16 protein-coding genes and 1 tRNA gene are annotated in these 17,251 nt (G+C 72.7%); 9 read left to right on the top strand and 8 right to left on the bottom strand.

The features are described from left to right. The first annotated feature begins 12 nt into the window (after positions 1–12). Positions 13–2,478: a transglycosylase domain-containing protein gene (locus tag Q5530_RS05280; protein ID WP_415361057.1), complete on the top strand. Its 2,466-nt coding sequence runs from the start codon at positions 13–15 to the stop codon at positions 2,476–2,478. A gap of 86 nt (positions 2,479–2,564) precedes the next feature. On the opposite strand, the gene Q5530_RS05275 is transcribed toward Q5530_RS05280, so the two are convergent. After that, on the bottom strand, positions 2,565–3,044 hold the full coding sequence (locus Q5530_RS05275; protein ID WP_415361055.1) for a GatB/YqeY domain-containing protein: 480 nt from the start codon (positions 3,042–3,044) through the stop codon (positions 2,565–2,567). 63 nt (positions 3,045–3,107) lie between these two features. Here Q5530_RS05275 and Q5530_RS05270 point away from each other — a divergent pair, with 63 nt between their 5' ends. After that, positions 3,108–4,067 (top strand): metallophosphoesterase, encoded by a 960-nt coding sequence (locus Q5530_RS05270; RefSeq protein WP_415361053.1) that lies wholly within the window; start codon positions 3,108–3,110, stop codon positions 4,065–4,067. Positions 4,068–4,102: 35 nt separating this feature from the next. Beyond that, positions 4,103–4,179, top strand: a tRNA-Pro gene (locus Q5530_RS05265). 145 nt (positions 4,180–4,324) lie between these two features. Here the strand turns inward: Q5530_RS05265 and Q5530_RS05260 are convergent. Beyond that, on the bottom strand, positions 4,325–4,525 hold the full coding sequence (locus tag Q5530_RS05260; RefSeq protein ID WP_380632309.1) for a hypothetical protein: 201 nt from the start codon (positions 4,523–4,525) through the stop codon (positions 4,325–4,327). A gap of 259 nt (positions 4,526–4,784) precedes the next feature. Here Q5530_RS05260 and Q5530_RS05255 point away from each other — a divergent pair, with 259 nt between their 5' ends. From Q5530_RS05255 to Q5530_RS05245, 3 genes are read left to right on the top strand one after another with little or no spacing between them, the layout of a single operon-like run. Then, positions 4,785–5,009: a hypothetical protein gene (locus Q5530_RS05255; RefSeq protein ID WP_415361051.1), complete on the top strand. Its 225-nt coding sequence runs from the start codon at positions 4,785–4,787 to the stop codon at positions 5,007–5,009. A 60-nt stretch (positions 5,010–5,069) separates the two neighbouring features. Next, positions 5,070–5,876, top strand: a complete 807-nt coding sequence (locus Q5530_RS05250; RefSeq protein WP_415361049.1) for a class I SAM-dependent methyltransferase — start codon at positions 5,070–5,072, stop codon at positions 5,874–5,876. Further along, positions 5,873–7,684, top strand: coding sequence for a prolyl oligopeptidase family serine peptidase (locus tag Q5530_RS05245; protein WP_415361047.1), 1,812 nt, complete (start codon positions 5,873–5,875; stop codon positions 7,682–7,684). The genes Q5530_RS05250 and Q5530_RS05245 overlap by 4 nt, the downstream gene beginning before the upstream one ends. 98 nt (positions 7,685–7,782) lie before the next feature. Here the strand turns inward: Q5530_RS05245 and Q5530_RS05240 are convergent, their stop codons facing one another. The 3 genes from Q5530_RS05240 to Q5530_RS05230 all read right to left on the bottom strand — a co-directional run bounded on the left by Q5530_RS05240 (position 7,783) and on the right by Q5530_RS05230 (position 9,372). Next, positions 7,783–8,259 (bottom strand): Dps family protein, encoded by a 477-nt coding sequence (locus Q5530_RS05240; protein WP_415361045.1) that lies wholly within the window; start codon positions 8,257–8,259, stop codon positions 7,783–7,785. Positions 8,260–8,274: 15 nt separating this feature from the next. Then, positions 8,275–8,697: an organic hydroperoxide resistance protein gene (locus tag Q5530_RS05235; RefSeq protein WP_380632318.1), complete on the bottom strand. Its 423-nt coding sequence runs from the start codon at positions 8,695–8,697 to the stop codon at positions 8,275–8,277. Positions 8,698–8,811: 114 nt separating this feature from the next. Next, positions 8,812–9,372 (bottom strand): NADPH-dependent FMN reductase, encoded by a 561-nt coding sequence (locus tag Q5530_RS05230; protein ID WP_415361043.1) that lies wholly within the window; start codon positions 9,370–9,372, stop codon positions 8,812–8,814. Between the two features lie 79 nt (positions 9,373–9,451). Here Q5530_RS05230 and Q5530_RS05225 point away from each other — a divergent pair, with 79 nt between their 5' ends. Continuing rightward, a complete protein-coding gene (locus tag Q5530_RS05225; protein WP_415361042.1) occupies positions 9,452–10,519 on the top strand; it encodes an alpha/beta hydrolase in 1,068 nt (355 codons plus the stop codon). A gap of 223 nt (positions 10,520–10,742) precedes the next feature. Here Q5530_RS05225 and Q5530_RS05220 read toward each other — a convergent pair whose 3' ends face one another. After that, the gene (locus Q5530_RS05220) at positions 10,743–12,191 is read right to left on the bottom strand and encodes a catalase (protein ID WP_415361041.1); all 1,449 of its coding nucleotides are present in this window, start codon (positions 12,189–12,191) and stop codon (positions 10,743–10,745) included. A gap of 30 nt (positions 12,192–12,221) precedes the next feature. Then, the gene (locus Q5530_RS05215; RefSeq protein WP_380632322.1) at positions 12,222–12,644 is read right to left on the bottom strand and encodes a Fur family transcriptional regulator; all 423 of its coding nucleotides are present in this window, start codon (positions 12,642–12,644) and stop codon (positions 12,222–12,224) included. Between the two features lie 85 nt (positions 12,645–12,729). Between Q5530_RS05215 and Q5530_RS05210 the strand changes: the two genes are divergently transcribed. Together Q5530_RS05210 and Q5530_RS05205 are read left to right on the top strand one after the other, a co-directional pair. Next, on the top strand, positions 12,730–13,905 hold the full coding sequence (locus tag Q5530_RS05210; protein ID WP_415361040.1) for an MFS transporter: 1,176 nt from the start codon (positions 12,730–12,732) through the stop codon (positions 13,903–13,905). A gap of 495 nt (positions 13,906–14,400) precedes the next feature. Further along, on the top strand, positions 14,401–15,780 hold the full coding sequence (locus Q5530_RS05205; protein WP_415361038.1) for a restriction endonuclease: 1,380 nt from the start codon (positions 14,401–14,403) through the stop codon (positions 15,778–15,780). Between the two features lie 15 nt (positions 15,781–15,795). Here the strand turns inward: Q5530_RS05205 and Q5530_RS05200 are convergent, their stop codons facing one another. After that, positions 15,796–17,229: a gluconokinase gene (locus Q5530_RS05200; RefSeq protein WP_415361036.1), complete on the bottom strand. Its 1,434-nt coding sequence runs from the start codon at positions 17,227–17,229 to the stop codon at positions 15,796–15,798. Between the last annotated feature and the right edge of the window lie 22 nt (positions 17,230–17,251).

Below are 17,251 nucleotides of genomic sequence, written 5' to 3'. Positions count from 1 at the left end.
ACCCTGACCTGCATGCGAGCCAGGAACGGCGTGCTGAAACTGCTCGGCCTGTGTCTGCTGGCCGGGGTGCTGCTGTCAGGTCTGCTGTTCCCGGTGGTCGGCTCGCTCGGGCTGGTGTCGAACCGGGCCAGCGACACCGTCGACAGCATCTCCGCGGACCTGGTCACCACCGACCCGCCGTTGATCACCACGATCACGGACAAGGACGGCGTGCCGATCGCCCACCTGTACGACCAGTACCGCGTGCTGGTCCCGCCGGAGAAGATCGCGGACGCGATGAAGGCCGCGCTGGTCTCGATCGAGGACCGCCGCTTCTACGAGCACCAGGGCGTGGACTGGCGGGGCACCATCCGGGCCGGCCTGACCAACCAGTTCAGCGGCGTGGTCACGCAGGGCGCCTCCACGCTCACGCAGCAATACGTGAAGAACTACCTCGTGCACGTGGTGGCGCGCAACAACCTGGTGGAACAGCAAAAGGCGCAGGAGCAGACGATCGCGCGAAAAGCGCGTGAAGCCCGCATCTCCATCCAACTGGAGACCAAGCTGGGCAAGGACGAAATCCTCGCGCGCTACCTGAACGTGGTGCCGTTCGGCTCGACCGTCTACGGCATCGCCGCGGCGGCCCAGGCGTACTTCGAGACCACTCCGGACAAGCTGACCGTGGCGCAGTCGGCGATGCTCGCCGGCATGGTCAACAGCCCGTCCGCGCTGAACCCGGAGGTGTTCCCGGAGAAGGCGCTGGAGCGGCGCAACCAGGTCATCGACAAGATGGTCGAGAACGACAAGCTGTCCCGGGACACGGCCGAGGCGGCGAAGGGGGAGCCGCTGGGCCTGGCCACGCCGGTGCGCACGCCGCCCAACGGCTGCGTCGGCGCGGGCCCGGAGAACGGGTTCTTCTGCTCCTACGTGCTGAACTACCTGGAGCGCAACGGTTTCAGCCTGGAGCAGCTCAAGACCGGCGGCTACACCGTGCAGACCACTTTGGACCGCACCATCACCTCCCAGGCCAAGCAGGCCGCCGAGGCGCAGGTGTCCAAGTCCACCAACGGCATCGCCAACACGCTGGCGATCGTGCGGCCGGGCCGGGAGCGCCACGAGGTGGTGGCGCTGGTGGCCAACCGGGACTACGGGTTGAAGGCCGACCAGTTCCAGACCCAGTTCGACCTGCCGTCCGGGGTGGAGAACAAGTTCGGCGCCGGGTCCGTCTACAAGGTGTTCACCGCGGCGGCGGCGCTGGAGAAGGGCATGGGCATCGAGAACACCGTCGCCACGCCCACCTCGCACGTGTCGCGGGTGTTCAAGGGCGGCCCGCCCGGCTGCCCGTCCACCGGCGAGCCGGACACCCGCTGGTACTGCCTGCGCAACTACGACAGCAGCTACCCGGCGCAGATGTCGTTGCAGACGGCGTTGCAGACCTCCCCGAACACCGGGTTCGTGATCCTGGAGGAGCAGCTGGGCATGGACCCGGTGGTGGACATGGCGGGGCGGCTGGGGCTGCGCGAGACCATGGCCACCAACCTCTCGGGCGTGCGGCCGGACACGCGGGCCAAGGACGCCAAGCTGCGGGTGTCGCAGACCGAGTTCTACAAGTCCAACGGCGGCAGCGCGTCGTTCACCCTCGGTCCCGCGCCGACCAGCACGCTGGAGCTGGCGAACGTGGCGGCCACCATCATGAGCGGCGGCGTGTGGTGCCCGCCGTCGCCGGTCGCGAAGGTGCTCGACCGCAACGGCGAGCAGGTGCCGGTCAACGAGGCGCCGTGCGAGCAGGTCGTGGCCGAACCGCTGGCCAACGGCCTGGTGACCGGCCTGTCGAAGGACGACCAGGGCGCGGGCACCGCGGCCGCGGCGGCGCGGGCGTTCAACTGGAAGCGGCCGATGATGGGCAAGACCGGCACCACCGAGGACTACAAGTCGGCGGCGTTCATCGGCTCGACGCCCGAGTTCGCGGGCGCGGTGCAGACGTTCAACGACGGTCCCAACCCGAGCCCGATCTGCGTGGGCGGCGCGCCGCGGCTGTGCCGCGACGGCACGATCTTCGGCGGCACCGTCCCCGCGCGCACCTGGTTCGACGCGATGACCGACGTCCACGCGGGCCTGCCGGTGACGGGCCTGCCCGCGGTCGAGGAGCGCTACCTCAAGGGCGGCAGCGAGATCCGCATCCCGGAGGTGGTCGGCCGCAACGTCAACGACGCCACGCGGACCCTGGAGGAGGCCGGGTACAAGGTCTCCGTGCAGAACCGCAACTCCGAGCAGCCGAAGGGCCGCGTGGTCGGCCAGACGCCGCGGGGCAGCGCGCTGAAGGGCACCGTGGTGACGCTGCTGGTGTCCACGGGCTACGTGCCGCCGCCGCAGCCCACCCAGCCGACCTCGGTGCCGGAGCAGCCCCAGCCGCAGCCCCAGCCGACCGGGCCGGGCCGGCCGGAACCCGGGCGGCCCACCGGGGGGATCACCATCCCGATCGAGCCGCCGGGCAGGTAGCGCCGGTGGGGCCCCGAGCCCCCACCGGGTCACCGGCGCGCCAGGCCGGCTTCGACTCCACCCGGCGTGCTAGGCCGGCTTCGACTTCACCCGGTGCGCTGGGCCAGCTTCGACTTCACCGCCGCGGCCACCCGGCCGCCCTCGGCGCGCCCGGCCACCTCGGCGTTGACCGCCTTCATGACCTGGCCCATCTGCTTCATCCCGGGCCGCTCGCCGGACTCGCCGGCCAGGGTCGCGAGCACGCCGTCGACCAGGGCGGCCAGCTCGTCGTCGGACAGCTGCGCGGGCAGGTACGCCTCCAGCACCTCCGACTCGGCGCGCTCCAGCTCCGCCTTCTCCGCGCGCCCGGCGCCCGCGAACGCCTCCGCGGCCTCCTTGCGCTTCTTCACCTCGCGGGTGATGACCTTCTGCACCTCGTCGTCGCTCAGCTCGCGGGCGGCCTTGCCGGAGACCTCCTCGGTCGTCACGGCCGTCAGCGCCATCCGCAGCGCGCCCGCCCGGACCGTCTCCCGGTTCTTGATCGCCGCCGTCAGGTCCGCCTGCAGCCGCGCCTTCAGCTCCGCCATGGCCGGAACCGTACCGGGCCACCCGGCACGCCCCGAATCGGTCGAGCCCCTACCCTCGAAGGCGTGAACACGCTCGGCCGCGCCCTCCTCGCCACCACCGCCCTCGGCACCGCCACCGTCGCCTACGCGGCGGGCATCGAACGGCGGCACTGGACGCTCCGGCAGGCCACCGTGCCGGTCCTCGCGCCGGGCTCGGCCCCGCTGCGCGTGCTGCACCTGTCGGACCTGCACATGCTCCCCGGGCAGCGGTCCAAGCAGCGGTGGGTCGCGGCGCTGGCCGAGCTGGAACCCGACCTGGTCGTCAACACCGGCGACAACCTGGCGCACCAGCAGGCCGTGCCCGCGGTGATCCGCGCCCTGGGCCCCCTGCTCGAACGGCCCGGCGCGTTCGTGTTCGGCAGCAACGACTACTTCGCGCCGCGCCCGAAGAACCCGGTGCGCTACCTGCTGCCGTCGGCGAAGACCAAGCGCGTCCACGGCATCCCGCTGCCGTGGCGCGACCTGCGGGCGGCGATGGTGGAGCGCGGCTGGCTGGACCTGACGCACGTGCGCCGGACGTTCGAGGCGGGCGGGCTGAGGATCTTCGCCGCGGGCCTGGACGACCCGCACCTCAAGCGGGACCGCTACGAGGAGATCGCGGGCGAGCCCCCGGCGGCGGACCTGCGGCTGGGCGTGACGCACTCCCCCGAGCCGCGGGTGCTGGACGGGTTCGCGGGCGACGGCTACGACCTCGTGCTGGCCGGCCACACGCACGGCGGGCAGCTGCGCGTGCCGGGGTACGGGGCGATCGTGACGAACTGCGACCTGGACCGGTCGCGGGCCCGCGGGGTGTCGCGGTGGGGCGCGCACACGTGGCTGAACGTGTCGGCCGGGCTGGGCACGTCGCCGTACGCGCCGGTGCGCTTCGCCTGCCCGCCGGAGGCGAGCCTGCTGACCCTGGTCGAGCGGCCCGTCGACGCAGGTCAGGCCGGATTCGACGCGGAAGTGGATACCCGGTTCGGAGTGGGTGGGGGGATCAGGTAGAGTTCTCCTCGTTCCACCGGGAAGCCGGTGGGGGCCGGGGTGTGGCGCAGCTTGGTAGCGCGCTTCGTTCGGGACGAAGAGGTCGCAGGTTCAAATCCTGTCACCCCGACCAGCTCAGGGCCTGTCCGAGAGATTTCGGACAGGCCCTGAGCCGTTTTCCGGTGGGGAGCACGACGACACCCGCGGGGACCGCGGGTCGCCGCGCGGGCGCGGGTCGGCCGGGTTCGGGGGAGCCCCGACCGACCCGCCGAAGAGGACTAGCGCGCGTGCGGGCGCAACTCGGCGAGCTTGCGGAGCAGTTCCCCGACCTCGTTCCAGTCGAGCTTCGCCGACTCGCCGGGCGGGGTGTGGAGGCACACGTCGCCGTCCTCCGTCAGGGACACCTCCAGCGTCCGCCGACGACCCAGCGCGTCCACGCACGGCACGCGGCCGCCCTGCCGAACCGTGTTCTCGATCATCGGTCAGACCTCCCCTGTTCGGGTTCGTATGTTCGGAACTTCGTTCGTCCGATCGTGGGCGTTACGCACTACTCCCCGCTGTTGCCAAAGTGATTACCTGGCCACCACGCGAAGGGTCGTCACGTTCTGTTAGCCCGAACGAGTGAAGGTTGACGATTCAACTCACTGAACGTAACGAGCGGCGGGGCTCGTGCGACGACGAGGCAGCGGACCCGGACCGAGGTCCGAGGTCCGGGTGCCACCAGCCGAGGAGAGTCCCATGAGCATCACCTCCGCCTCCCGCCCCGCCTCCCGCGGCTGGCTCCCCGTCCTGGCGTGGACCCACGTCACGCTGGGGTTAGCCGGTGTCGTGGCGGTCCTGGCCTCGCCCCTGTTCGGCCTCGTGGCGGGCGCCCTGGTCCTCTCCGCGGCCCTCGCGGTCCGCTCGTTGCGCCGCGCCGCGCTGACCGTGGACCGGATCTTCGAGGAGGAGCTGGACCGCTGACGACGAAGTCGAGTCGTCACTCTCCGCTTCCTCCCGCCGGCCGGTTGGCATGATCGGGTGGTGACAGATCGCGCGGAACGCACCGCCCGGCGCCGTCGGCTGTACGGCGAGGGCGACCTGGCCGCCCTCCCGGTGTTCGCCGGCGGCTTCATCAACTTCGGCTACTGGCGCGGTGTCGACCTCGCCGGCGAGCTGACCACCGAGCAGCGCGTCGCCAGCCAGGAGGCCCTCTACGACCTCGTCCTCGACGCCCTGGCCCCCCGCCCCGGCGACCGCGTCCTGGAGGTCGGCTCCGGGGGCGGCGTCGGCGCCCGCCGCACCCTGCGCCACGGCCCCGCGCTGGTCCGCGGCCTGGACCTGGAGCCGGAGCAGGTGGCCCGCGCCACCGCCGCCAACGACGACCCGCGCGTGGCGTTCACCACGGGCGCCGCGCACGACATGCCGTTCCCCGACGCCTCCTTCGACCGCCTGCTGTCCGTGGAGGCCGCCCAGCACTTCGAGGACGTCCCGGGCTTCGCGCGGGAGGGCGCGCGCGTGCTCGTCGACGGCGGCCGGTTGGCGGTCACCACGTTCTTCGCCACGAGCGCGGCCGCCGCGCCGGAACTGGTCCGGCTGGTCCGCTCCTTCACCTCCGGCCTCGACCTGCCCCACCCCGTGGACGAGGTGCTCGACCACCTGCGCGCCGCCGGCCTCGCGGACGTGACCGCGACGAGCATCGGCGAGCACGTGTGGCCGGGCCTGGACCGCTGGCTCGAACTCGGCCCGCACCCGAACGGGTGGGACCGCGCCTACCGGCGGGTCGCCGACCGGGGTCTGCTCGACTACTACCTGGTCACCGCCGGGAAGCCGGCAGGATCGGGGGTGTGACGACGCACCCGACCGCCGAGGTCCCCGACCCGCTGCTCCCCGACGCCGAGGCCGAGGCGCGCTGGCGCGCCCGCTTCACCGCGCCGCGCGTCAGCCTGCCCGGCTGGGCCGACGACGCGCCGGACCGCAACCTGTACCTGTCGAACGCCGGCGGGGTGTGGGAGGTCTACGCCTGGGACCGGGCCGCCGACACCCACCGGAGGGTCACCGACCGCCCGAACGGCACCTCCCACGCCGCGCTCACCCCCGACGGCGCGGAGATCTGGTGGTTCGACGACACCGACGGCGACGAGTTCGGCACCTGGGTGAGCGAGCCGTTCACCCGGGGCGGGAGCCCGCGGCCCGCCGTCGAGGGCGTGCCCGCGGCGTACCCGGCGGGCCTGGAGATCGGCCACGACGTGGTCGCCGTCGGCACCTCCACCGACGACGGCACCACCGTCTACGTCTCGCGCGGCGGCGGCCCCGCCGAGGTGGTCTACCGGCACGAGAACGACGGCGGCGTGTCCGCGCTGTCCAAGGACGAGACGCTGGTGGTGCTCGCGCACTCCGAGCACGGCGACAACCGGCACGCCGCGCTGCGCGTGGTGACGCCGACCGGCGAGCGGGTCGCGGACAAGTGGGACGGCCCGGGCAAGGGCCTCGACGCGATCGCGTTCAGCCCGGTGCGCGGCGACAACCGGCTGCTGGTCGGCCACGAGCGGCGCGGCCGGGACGAGCTGCTGATCTGGGACGTCGCCGCCGGCACCGAGACCGAGGTCGTGATCGACCTGCCCGGCGAGATCAGCGCCGACTGGTACCCGGACGCGCGGGCGCTGCTGGTCGCGCACACCTTCCGGGCGCGCAACACGCTGCACCGCTACGACCTGGGCACCGGCGGGCTGACCCCGCTGGACACCCCGCCCGGCACGGTCGGCGGCGCGCACGTGCGCCCGGACGGCGCGGTGGAGTACTCGTGGTCCTCGGCGGCCCGGCCGGGCGTGGTGCGGGTGCTCGGCGCGGACGGCGACGAGCGGGTGCTGCTCACGCCGCCCGGCCACGAGGCGCCGCCCTCGGTCGACCTGGAGGACGTGTTCGTCGGCGAGGTGCACGCCCTGGTCGCGCGGCCGTCCGGCGCGCCCGACGGCCCGCTGCCGACCGTGTTCCACCTGCACGGCGGGCCGCACTCGGCCGACGAGGACCGGTTCTCCGCCTACCGCGCGGTGTGGCTGGACGCCGGGTACGCCGTGGTCCACGTCAACTACCGCGGTTCCACCGGCTACGGCTCGAAGTGGCGCGACGCGATCGAGGGCAGGCCGGGCCTGACCGAGCTGGAGGACGTGGCGGCGGTGCACGACTGGGCCGTCTCCTCCGGGTTCGCCGACCCGGCGAGGTGCGTGGTCAACGGCGCGTCGTGGGGCGGCTACCTCACCCTGCTGGCCCTGGGCACCCAGCCCGAGCGGTGGGCGGCGGGCGTGGCGGGCGTGCCGGTGGCCGACTACATGGCCGCCTACGAGGACGAGATGGAGCCGCTGCGGGCGTTCGACCGGGCCCTGTTCGGCGGGTCGCCGCAGGAGCTGCCCGACCGGTACCGCGAGTGCTCGCCGCTGACCTACGTGGACGCGGTGCGCGCGCCGGTGCTGGTGCTGGCGGGCGAGAACGACCCGCGCTGCCCGATCCGGCAGATCGACAACTACCTGGACCGGCTGGCCGAGCGCGGCGCCGCCTACGAGGTGTACCGGTACGACGCCGGCCACGGCTCGCTGGTGGTCGCGGAGACCATCCGGCAGACCGCGGCCGAGGTCGCGTTCGTGCGGCGCGTGCTGGGCTGAGGAGTTCCCCGGTGGCCCGGGAGTGGGCCACCGGGGAACTCCGCGGAGCGCGGCGCGGCCACCGGGTCGTCCCGGTGGCCGCGCTCCGCCGCTCGGGGTCAGGCTTGCTGGGCCTGCCACATCCAGTGCGCCTGCTCCAGGTTCCTGGTGATCTCGATCAGCAGGTCCTGGCTGACCAGGTCGGCCTTGTCGACCTCGTCGATCCGCGCGCGCAGCCGCTCGATCAGCGTGGCGAGGGCGGTCACGACCGCCGCGACGACGTCGGCCTCCCGCAGCCAGTTGTCCGGGAACTCGGGCACGCCCGAGCCCGCGGCCACCGTCCCGGCCTTGCCGTTCGGCGAGATGCCGAGCGCGGCGGCCCGCTCGGCCACCTCGTCGGTGTAGGTCCGCGCGGTGGTCACCAGCTCGTCGAGCTGGAGGTGGACGCTGCGGAAGTTCTTGCCGACCACGTTCCAGTGCGCCTGCTTGGCGACCAGCGACAGGTCGATCAGGTCGACCAGGGTGGCCTGCAGGACCGCTCCCACCGCGGCCTTGTCGGACTCGGACAGCGAGCTGGTGATCGGGCTCTTGCTCATTGCCTGACGCCTCCTTCAGACGGTGGCGGTGACGGCCACCTCGATGTTGCCGCGAGTGGCGTTGGAGTACGGGCAGATCCGGTGCGCCGCGGCGACCAGCTGGTCGGCCTGGTCCTGCTCGACCCCCGGGAGGTGGGCGACGAGCGCCACGCCGAGCCGGAAGCCGCCGGTCTCGTCGCGGCCCAGGTCCACCTTCGCGGTGATGCTCGTCTCGCCGAGCCGGACCTTCGCCTGGCCGGCGGCGACCTTCAGCGCGCTGTGGAAGCAGGCCGCGTAACCGGCCGCGAACAGCTGCTCCGGGTTGGTCTTGTCGCCACCGGGACCGCCCAGCTCCTTCGGCGTCGCCAGCTGCTCGTCGAGCACGCCGTCCGACGACCGGACCTCGCCGTTGCGCCCGTCGCCGACCGCGACGGCTTCCGCCGTGTAGAGCACCTGCATCTGACGCTCTCCTCTGAGCTGGTGGTTGGTCCCGCGAATAGTTCCAACACCCGGCCGGCGCCGTTCCACACCGGGTGGTGCGGCAGCTCACGCCCTCGGGGAAGTCCTACCCCCTCAGTCGGCCCTCGACACGGCGAACTCGGTCACCTGTCGCCCGATCGTGCGGAGCTGGTCGGCCACCGAGGGCGCCGAGCAGCCGCCGTCGGCGTCGAAGTCGACCTCCTGCGAGTTGACCGCCGCGCCCAGGGGCGTGGGCCAGCCGCGCAGGGCGTGCACGATCGACCGCAGCGCGGTCAGCGTGGTCACCGACGCCTGCCAGCCCATGGCCGTGGCCACGCAGCCGACCGCCCGGCCGTCCAGGTACGGGCGGCCGTCGCCGCGCAGGTCCTCGACGTAGTCCAGGGCGTTCTTGACCAGGCCGGACACCGTGCCGTGGTAGCCGGGCGAGACCAGCACCACGCCGTCGGCCACGCGCAGGGCCTCGACCAGCCGGTCGGCGTTGTGCGCGCGCTCGGGGACCGCCGGGTCGTAGAACGGCAGCACCAGGTCCGGCCCGCAGACCTCGATGGTCTTGGCGCCCGCCTCGGCCGCGCCGGCGAGCGCGATGCGCATGGCGCGCTCGGACTGCGAGTTGGGGCGGAGCGAGCCGCCGATGCCCACCACGGTGACCGTCATGGTGACCGATACTGCCACTTCGACCTAGGTCGAGGTCCACTCCTCGCCTACGGGCCTACCCGCTAGTAACGTGGTTCTCATGTCGAAGCTCGCCGAATCCGTGCCCTCCGGCGTCCTCGCCGGCGCCCTGCGCTTCGCGTTCGGGCTGCCCGCTCCCCTGCGGCGGCTGGTCGCCGGCCGGCCGATCACCGTGGACGGCCAGCGGCTGCACCCCGAGGCCCAGCTCCTGCTGCGGTTGCAGCAGCTCAGCGGGGAGGACTGGCGGACCACGTCGCCCGCGGAGAACCGCCTCGGGCTGACCCGCAGCAACCAGCTGGTGTGCGGGCCGGTGATCGACGGCGTGGCGGTGCGCGCGCTGTCCGCGGGCGGCGTCGGGGCCCGGTTCTACGAGCCGACGGGCCTGCCCGAGGGCTCGCCGCTGCTGGTCTTCTACCACGGCGGCGGGTGGGTCAGCGGCGACCTCGACAGCCACGACAACCTGTGCCGGTTCCTGGCCGTCGAGGGCGGTGTGCGGGTGCTGGCGGTGGACTACCGGCTCGCGCCCGAGCACCCGTTCCCGGCCGCCGCGGACGACGCGCGCACCGCGTTCGAGTGGGCGGTGGCGCACGCCGGGGAGCTCAAGGTCGACGCGCGGCGCATCGCCCTGGGCGGCGACAGCGCGGGCGGGAACCTGGCCGCGGTGACCGCGCTGGAGGCGGGCGAGGTCAAGCCGGTGTTCCTGCTGCTGTTCTACCCGGCGGTGGACGCCTCGGTGCGGCGGCGGTCGCGCGACCTGTTCGGCCGCGGGTTCTTCCTCACCGACGAGAAGATGGACTGGTTCCTGGACCACTACGCGCCCTCGCGCGAATCGCACACCGACCCGAGGCTGTCGGTGCTGCTGGCGGAGGACCTGAGCGGCCTGCCGCCGACCTACCTGGCGACGGCCGGGTTCGACCCGCTGCGCGACGAGGGCGAGGCGTTCGCCGCGAAGCTGGCCGAGCAGGGCGTGCCGGTGGTGCTGCGGCGGCACCCCGGGCTGTTCCACGGGTACGCCAACATCCTCGGGGTCGGCGGGGTGTTCCGGGAGGCCGTGGCCGAGGCGGTGGGCTCCCTGCGCACCGGGCTGGCCCTGGCCAACGCGCGGCAGGACGTGCAGGAGACGGCCTAGCCACCGGACCCGGCCGGACCGGGACCGCACCGGACCGGCCACCGCACCGCACCCGGCCGCACCGCACCGGCCACCGCACCCGGCACGACGTCGCGGGACGCCGTGCCGGTTCGGCTTCCCGCACGGCGGCCGCGGGAACGCCTGCCGGGAACGCCAAGAGGCCGCCCGGTACCGGATCCGGGCGGCCTCACCTGGCAGGGCTAGTTGCCGGGCTCGTGGTGGATCACTTGCCGAAGGCGGCGGCGATCTTGTCGCCGGTCTCCTTGTCGATGCTGCGCCAGTACCCGAAGACGCGCTCCAGCACCGGCTCGGACACCCCGTTGGACGCGTGCGCGACCACGGTCCGCACCAGGCGCTCGCGCTGGGCCTCGTCCATGACCTCGCGGATCAGCGTGCCCGCCTGGCCGAAGTCGTCGTCCTCGGCGTGCAACCGGTAGGCCGCGCGCACGGCCTCGTCCTCGACGCCGTAGGTCGTGGTGACCTCGCCGGCCGCCGCGGCGGAGGCGTGCGGGCCGCCGTAGGAGTTGGGCGCGTACACCGGGTCGACCGCGTTGGCGAACCGCATCGCGCCGTCCTTGGAGTACGAGTGCACCGGCGACTTCGGCCGGTTCACCGGCAGCTCGTTGTAGTTCGCGCCGATGCGGTACCGGTGGGCGTCCGGGTAGGAGAACATCCGGCCGACCAGCATCCTGTCCGGCGACGGGCCGATGCCCGGCACCAGGTTGGTCGGCTCGAACGCGGCCTGCTCGATCTCGGCGAAGTAGTCCGCCGGGTTCCGGTCCAGCACCAGCCTGCCGACCTCGATCAGCGGGTAGTCGCCGTGCGGCCACACCTTGGTCAGGTCGAACGGGTTGAACCGGTAGGTCGCGGCGTCCGCGTACGGCATGACCTGGACGTGCAGCGTCCAGGACGGGAACTCGCCGCGCTCGATCGCGTGCCACAGGTCGGCGCGGTGGGCGTCGGCGTCCTCGCCGGCGATCCTCGCGGCCTCCTCCGAGGTGAGGTTCTCGATGCCCTGGTCGGTCTTGAAGTGGTACTTGACCCAGGACTTCTCGCCGGCCGCGTTCTCCCACAGGTAGGTGTGCGAGCCGTAGCCGTTCTGGTGGCGCCAGGTCTTCGGGATGCCCCGGTCGCCCATCAGCCAGGTGACCTGGTGCGCGGTCTGCGGCTGGAGGGTCCAGAAGTCCCACTGCATGTCGTGGTCGCGGCGGCCGGTGTCGGCGCGGCGCTTCTGGGACCGGATGAAGTCCGGGAACTTGATCGGGTCGCGCAGGAAGAACACCGGCGTGTTGTTGCCGACGAGGTCGTAGTTGCCCTGCTCCGTGTAGAACTTCAGCGCGAAGCCGCGCGGGTCGCGCCAGGTGTCGGGCGACCCCAGCTCGCCGGCCACGGTCGAGAAGCGCAGCAGCGCCTCCGTCCGCGCGCCCGGCTGGAACAGCGCGGCCTTGGTGAAGCGGCTGACGTCCGCGGTCGTCTCGAAGTGGCCGAACGCGCCGCCGCCCTTCGCGTGCACGACCCTCTCGGGCACCCGCTCGCGGTTGAACTGGGCGTTCTTCTCGATGAGGTAGTGGTCCTGCAGCAGGATCGGCCCGTTGGCGCCGAGGGTCAGCGAGTGGTCGTCACTGGCGACCGGGATGCCCGCGTTGTTCGTGGTGTGACGCGCTTGGGTCACGCTTCCAGCTCCTTTTGTGGGGTGCGGCAGTCAGCGCCCTTGCCCCTGGCAGTCGGGGCAGAGCCCCCAGAACAGGATCTCGGCCTCGTCCACGGCGAAGCCCTCCGCGGACGCGGGCTCCAGGCAGGGCGCGGAGCCGTGGACGCAGTCGACGTCCGCGGTGCGCCCGCACGCCCGGCACACGAGGTGGTGGTGGTTGTCGCCGGTCCGCGTCTCGTAGCGCGCCGGGGAACCGGCGGGCTCGATCCGGCGCAACAACCCGGCCCGCGCGCACGCGTTCAGCACGTCGTAGACGGCCTGCGTGGACACGGCGCCCAACCTCGCCCGCACGCCCTCGGCGACCTGGTCGGCCGTGGCGTGCGGGTGTTCCGCGAGCCAGTCGAGCACCGCGAGCCGGGGCGCGGTCACGCGCAGCCCGGCGTCCTTGAGCAGCTCACGAGGTCCTGGGGTCATGGCCCCACCACTCCACCACGTTATTTTGAATCAGTCAAGAAAACGAACCGTTAAAGTCCTTGCCCGGTCGGGTGAAGATGACCACGTGAACGTCGCCCCCTACCTCACCGTCCTGCGGACCCGACGCGTCCCCTCTTTCCTGCTGTTGATGCTGGTCGCGCGCGTACCGGCGACGGCGGCGGGCATGACGATCACCATGCACGTGCTGCTCGGCCTGGAGCGCGGCTACGGCGCGGCGGGCCTGGTCGGGGCCGCGAGCACCATCGGCATGGCGATCGGCTCGCCGCTGATGGGTCGGCTGGTCGACCGGCGCGGGCTGCGGGCGATGCTGTCCGTGTCGATCGTCACCGAGGGCGTCTTCTGGTTCGTCGCGCCGGGGCTGGACTACCGGCTGCTGCTGGTCACGTGCTTGCTCAGCGGCACGACCGTGCTGCCGCTGATGTCGCTGGGGCGGCAGGTCCTCACCGCGCTGGTGCCCGAGGAGCACCGGCGCACGGCGCTGGCGATGGACTCCATGGCGGTCGAGGTCGCGTTCATGGCCGGCCCGGCGCTGGGCGTGGCGGTGGTGACGCAGGGCTCCGGCCGCACCGCGATGTGGTCGATCGGCGCGGCGATGGTGGTGTCCGGGGTGGTGCTGTGGGTGGTGGACCCGCCGGTGCGGCACCGGGACGAGGACGGGGCGCGCGTGCCGGTCCGGCGGTGGCTCGACGGGCGGCTGCTCGGCGTGCTGATCAGCGCGGGCGGGTCGATCCTCGTCATCGCCGGGGTCGAGGTCGCCGTGGTGGCGTCCATGCGCGAGCTGGGCCTGACCTCGTGGACGGGGGCGCTGGTCGCGGTGATGTGCGCGGCGTCGCTGGTCGGCGGCTTCGTCTACGGCGGGTTGCCGCGCGTGCCGCCGCTGTGGGTGCTGATGGGCTCGATGGGGCTGCTGGCCGTGCCGATCGGGCTGTTCACCGGCTCGCCGTGGCTGCTGGCCCTGGCGGTGGCGCCGGTGAACCTGCTGTGCGCGCCGGTCGTCACCGCGACCGGCGAGGCGATCACCCGGTTCGCGCCCGCGTCCGCGCGGGGGGTGGCGCTGGGGTTGCAGGGGTCCGCGATGACGCTGGGGGTGGCGGTGGGGCAGCCGTTCACCGGGTTCGTGATCGACCGCTCCACGCCGGGGTGGGGGTTCGCGGCGGTGGGCGCGGGCGCGGTGGCGATCGCGGTGGTGGCGCTGCTGCTGGAGCGACGGGGGGTGGCGGATCGGGCGGTCGTGGCCTGATGCCGACGGGCGCCGCGTCGGGTGCCCGCGTAGTGCCGCACCGCCCCTCGTCCGGCCGGATCGCCTTGACCAGGCCGGTCATGACGCTGGGGTGGCCATCGCGCCCGGTAAAGCCGATCGCCACAACCCGATCGGGTTAGACATCCACCGACCGGTTTACCAAGAAGTAGACCTGGCACCGTTACGTGACAACTTGGCCCGCTACGTCCTCCCCGACAACCACCCGAACAGCCCAGGGCGATTTCTTGATGGTTTTCCCTACGCTCGATAGCCGGCGACCGAGGGATGCGGGGGTTGATCGTGGCGCGTACCGGACACGGGTCGACAGGATCGGGGAAGACGGCACAACAACTCGCCAAAGAAGCCGAACGGGCACGGGCGGCGGCAGAACGGCAACGCGCGGCCGAGGACAAGGAGAGGAAGCGGCAGCACGCCGAGCAGTGCGCCCGAGACGCTGAGGAGAGGACGGCCGGGCTCCAGGACAGGATCGATGTCTTGAGCGGCTTCCTGGTCACCGGGGTGGACCGCTCGGCAGCACCGGACTGGGGTCGGATGCGGGTGACCCCCGAGGTGCCCGTTCTCGACCTCGGCGAGTGGTCCGACCCCGTCCGGGCTCCGCGGTGGGAGGACTACGCCCCTGCTCCCCCGAGGGGGCCGTTCCGCCTACCGGGCTCCCGAACCCGGTACGAGAACAAGCTCGCCGGGGCGAAGATCCGGTTCGATCAGGACGTCGAGCGCTCCCGGGCAGCGGAGTTGGCGCGACAACGCCGGGTCGTCGAGCTGCGGGCGCTCCACGCCGCCGAGGAGGAAGGGCTCCGGCGGGGTGCCACCCGGCACAACGACCAGGTCGAGCGCTTCCGGCGGGGAGTGGGGGATCGGCAGAAGGAGCACGTCGAGCGGTACCTCTCGAAGGTGCTCGCGGGTGTTCCACTGCCCAAGGGGTTTCCACGCGGGTACGAGGTGACTTACAACCCGCGGTCGGAACAGGCTGTGGTGCGTTGTGAACTGCCGCCCCGAGACGTGGTGCCGACCACGGCTTCCTACCGCTACCTGCCCACCAAGGACGAGACGCGGGAGATCCCGCGGAAGGCCAAAGAGGTGGCCGAGCGCTACCGCGGCGTCGTGAGCCAGGTGGCGCTGTTGTGCCTGCGCGACCTCTTCAACGCCGACCCCGCGTTGCACTCGATCGGGTTCAACGGACACGTGCACGCCATCAACCCGGCCACCGGCGAACAGGAATACCCGTGCATCCTGAGCCTGGAGGTCCTCCGGGAGGATTTTCCCCCGGATGGGAACCTGCGTCGCGTGGACCCGGCGGCATGCGTGCGCGGTTTGAAGGCGATCGTGTCCAACCACCCGTACGAATTGGAACCGATCCAGCCGATCATCGATTTCGACCTGACCAAGTACAAGTTCGTGGACGGCTTGGACGCCGTCTCGACGCTGGACACACGTCCGGACTTGATGGACATGTCGCCGACCAACTTCGAGCACCTGGTGCGTCAGGTCTTCGAGGCGCAGGGCGCCGAGGGCTGGACCACCGAGCAGAGCAAGGACGACGGCGTCGACGCCGTGATAGTGCGGCGTGACCCACTGGTCGGCGGCTTGAGCATCGTCCAGGCCAAGCGGTACAGCAAAGTGGTCGGGGTGAGCCACATCCGCGAGCTCGCGGGCGCGATGGAGGAGAAGAAGGCGGGCCGGGGTGTCCTGGTCACCACCTCGTGGTTCGCCTCCGGGTGCGAGCAGAAGGCCCGTGAGCACGGCCGGATAGAACTCATCGACGGACCCCGGCTGGTCTACCTCATCAAGGAACACCTGGGCAAAGACGTCCTGATCGGAATTCCCAACCGACCCCGGTCGTCGAACGGCAGGTGACCGAGCGCCCCGGCGCTACACCAGCTCGCGCAGCGCCCGGTAGAGGCGCTCCACCCCGGGACGGGCCGCCGCGTAGTACCGCACCGCCCCCTCGTCCGGCCGGATCACCTTGGTCGGCTTGACCAGGTCCGCCGCCGAGGTCAGGGAAGACAGCTCGCCCAGCGCCCGCCACCCCAGCAGCGCCGCGCCCACGCCCGACCCCTCACTGTCCTCCGCGACCTCCAGCTCCAGCCCCAGCGCCGAGGCCAGCACGGTCGCCCACAGGTCGCTGCGGAACGCGCCCCCGGTCACCCGCACCGCGTGCACGTCCGCCACCGACCGCACCGCGTCCAGCACCAGCGCCAACTGCTGCGCCACGCCCTCCACCAGCGCCCGGGTCACCTCGGCGCGCCCGTGCTCGCGCCGCAGCCCGACCACGACCGACGACGCGTCCGGGTCCCACCACGGCGCGCGCTCACCCAGCAGGTACGGCAGGGCCGTCACGCCCGCCGCGCCCACCGGCACCGCGGCGGCCTCCTCCAGCAGCGTCACGACGTCGGCCCCGAACGTCTCCGCGGCCCACTGCGCGACCACGCCGCCGTTGCTCACCGCGCCGCCCAGCACCCACAGGCCGTCGGCGATGGCGTAGCAGAAGACCCGGCCCCCGGCGTCCACGCCCGGCTGGTCGCGGACCACCCGCAGCGCGCCGCTGGTGCCCAGCGACACCGCGGCCACGCCCGGCACCACCGCGCCGACCCCGAGGTTGGCCAGCGGCCCGTCGCCGCCGCCGAGCACGACCGGGGTGCCGCGCACCAGGCCGGGCACGTCGAGGACGAGCGGGAACCAGTCGGTGGGCGCGTGCAGCTCCGGCAGCCGGTCCGCGGTCACCCGCGCGTACGCCAGCGCGCCGGGGTGCCAGGCCAGCGACCGCAGGTCCATCAGGCCGGTGGCCGAGGCGGACGAGTGCTCGGTGGCCAGCCGCCCGATGAGCCTGGCCGCGACGTAGTCCTTCAACCCGCACCACCGGTCGGCGGCGAACCCCCGCTCGGCGAACCAGGCCAGCTTGACCAGCGGCGACATGGTGTGGACCGGGGTGCCGGTGGCGCGGTGCAGCTCCAGGCCCGCCTCGGTGCCGCGCAACCGGGCGGTCTGCTCGACGGCGCGGTTGTCGGCCCAGCTCAGCGAGGGCGTCACCGGGCGGCCGTCGGGCCCCAGGCCGAGCAGCGTGTGCATGGCCCCGGTCAACGCCAGGGCGCGCACGTCGTGCCCCTGCGCGGCGACCTCCCGCAACCCGGTCAACGCGGCGTTGAGCACCTCGTCCGGGTCGTGGGTCGCCTCGCCGGAGGGCGTCGTGCGCATCGGGTAGCCGTGCTCCGCGGACGTCACCACGCCCGCGTGCCGGTCGACCGCGATGACCTTGGTCGCCGTCGTACCCAGGTCGATCGCGAGCACCACCTCAGCCATGGTCATGAACCTACCTGCCCGCGAACGC

Source organism: Saccharothrix sp. BKS2 (assembly GCF_047689505.1).
In the GTDB taxonomy this organism is placed as follows: domain Bacteria; phylum Actinomycetota; class Actinomycetes; order Mycobacteriales; family Pseudonocardiaceae; genus Actinosynnema; species Actinosynnema lopnurensis.
This window is presented reverse-complemented; position numbering and strand designations above follow the sequence as displayed.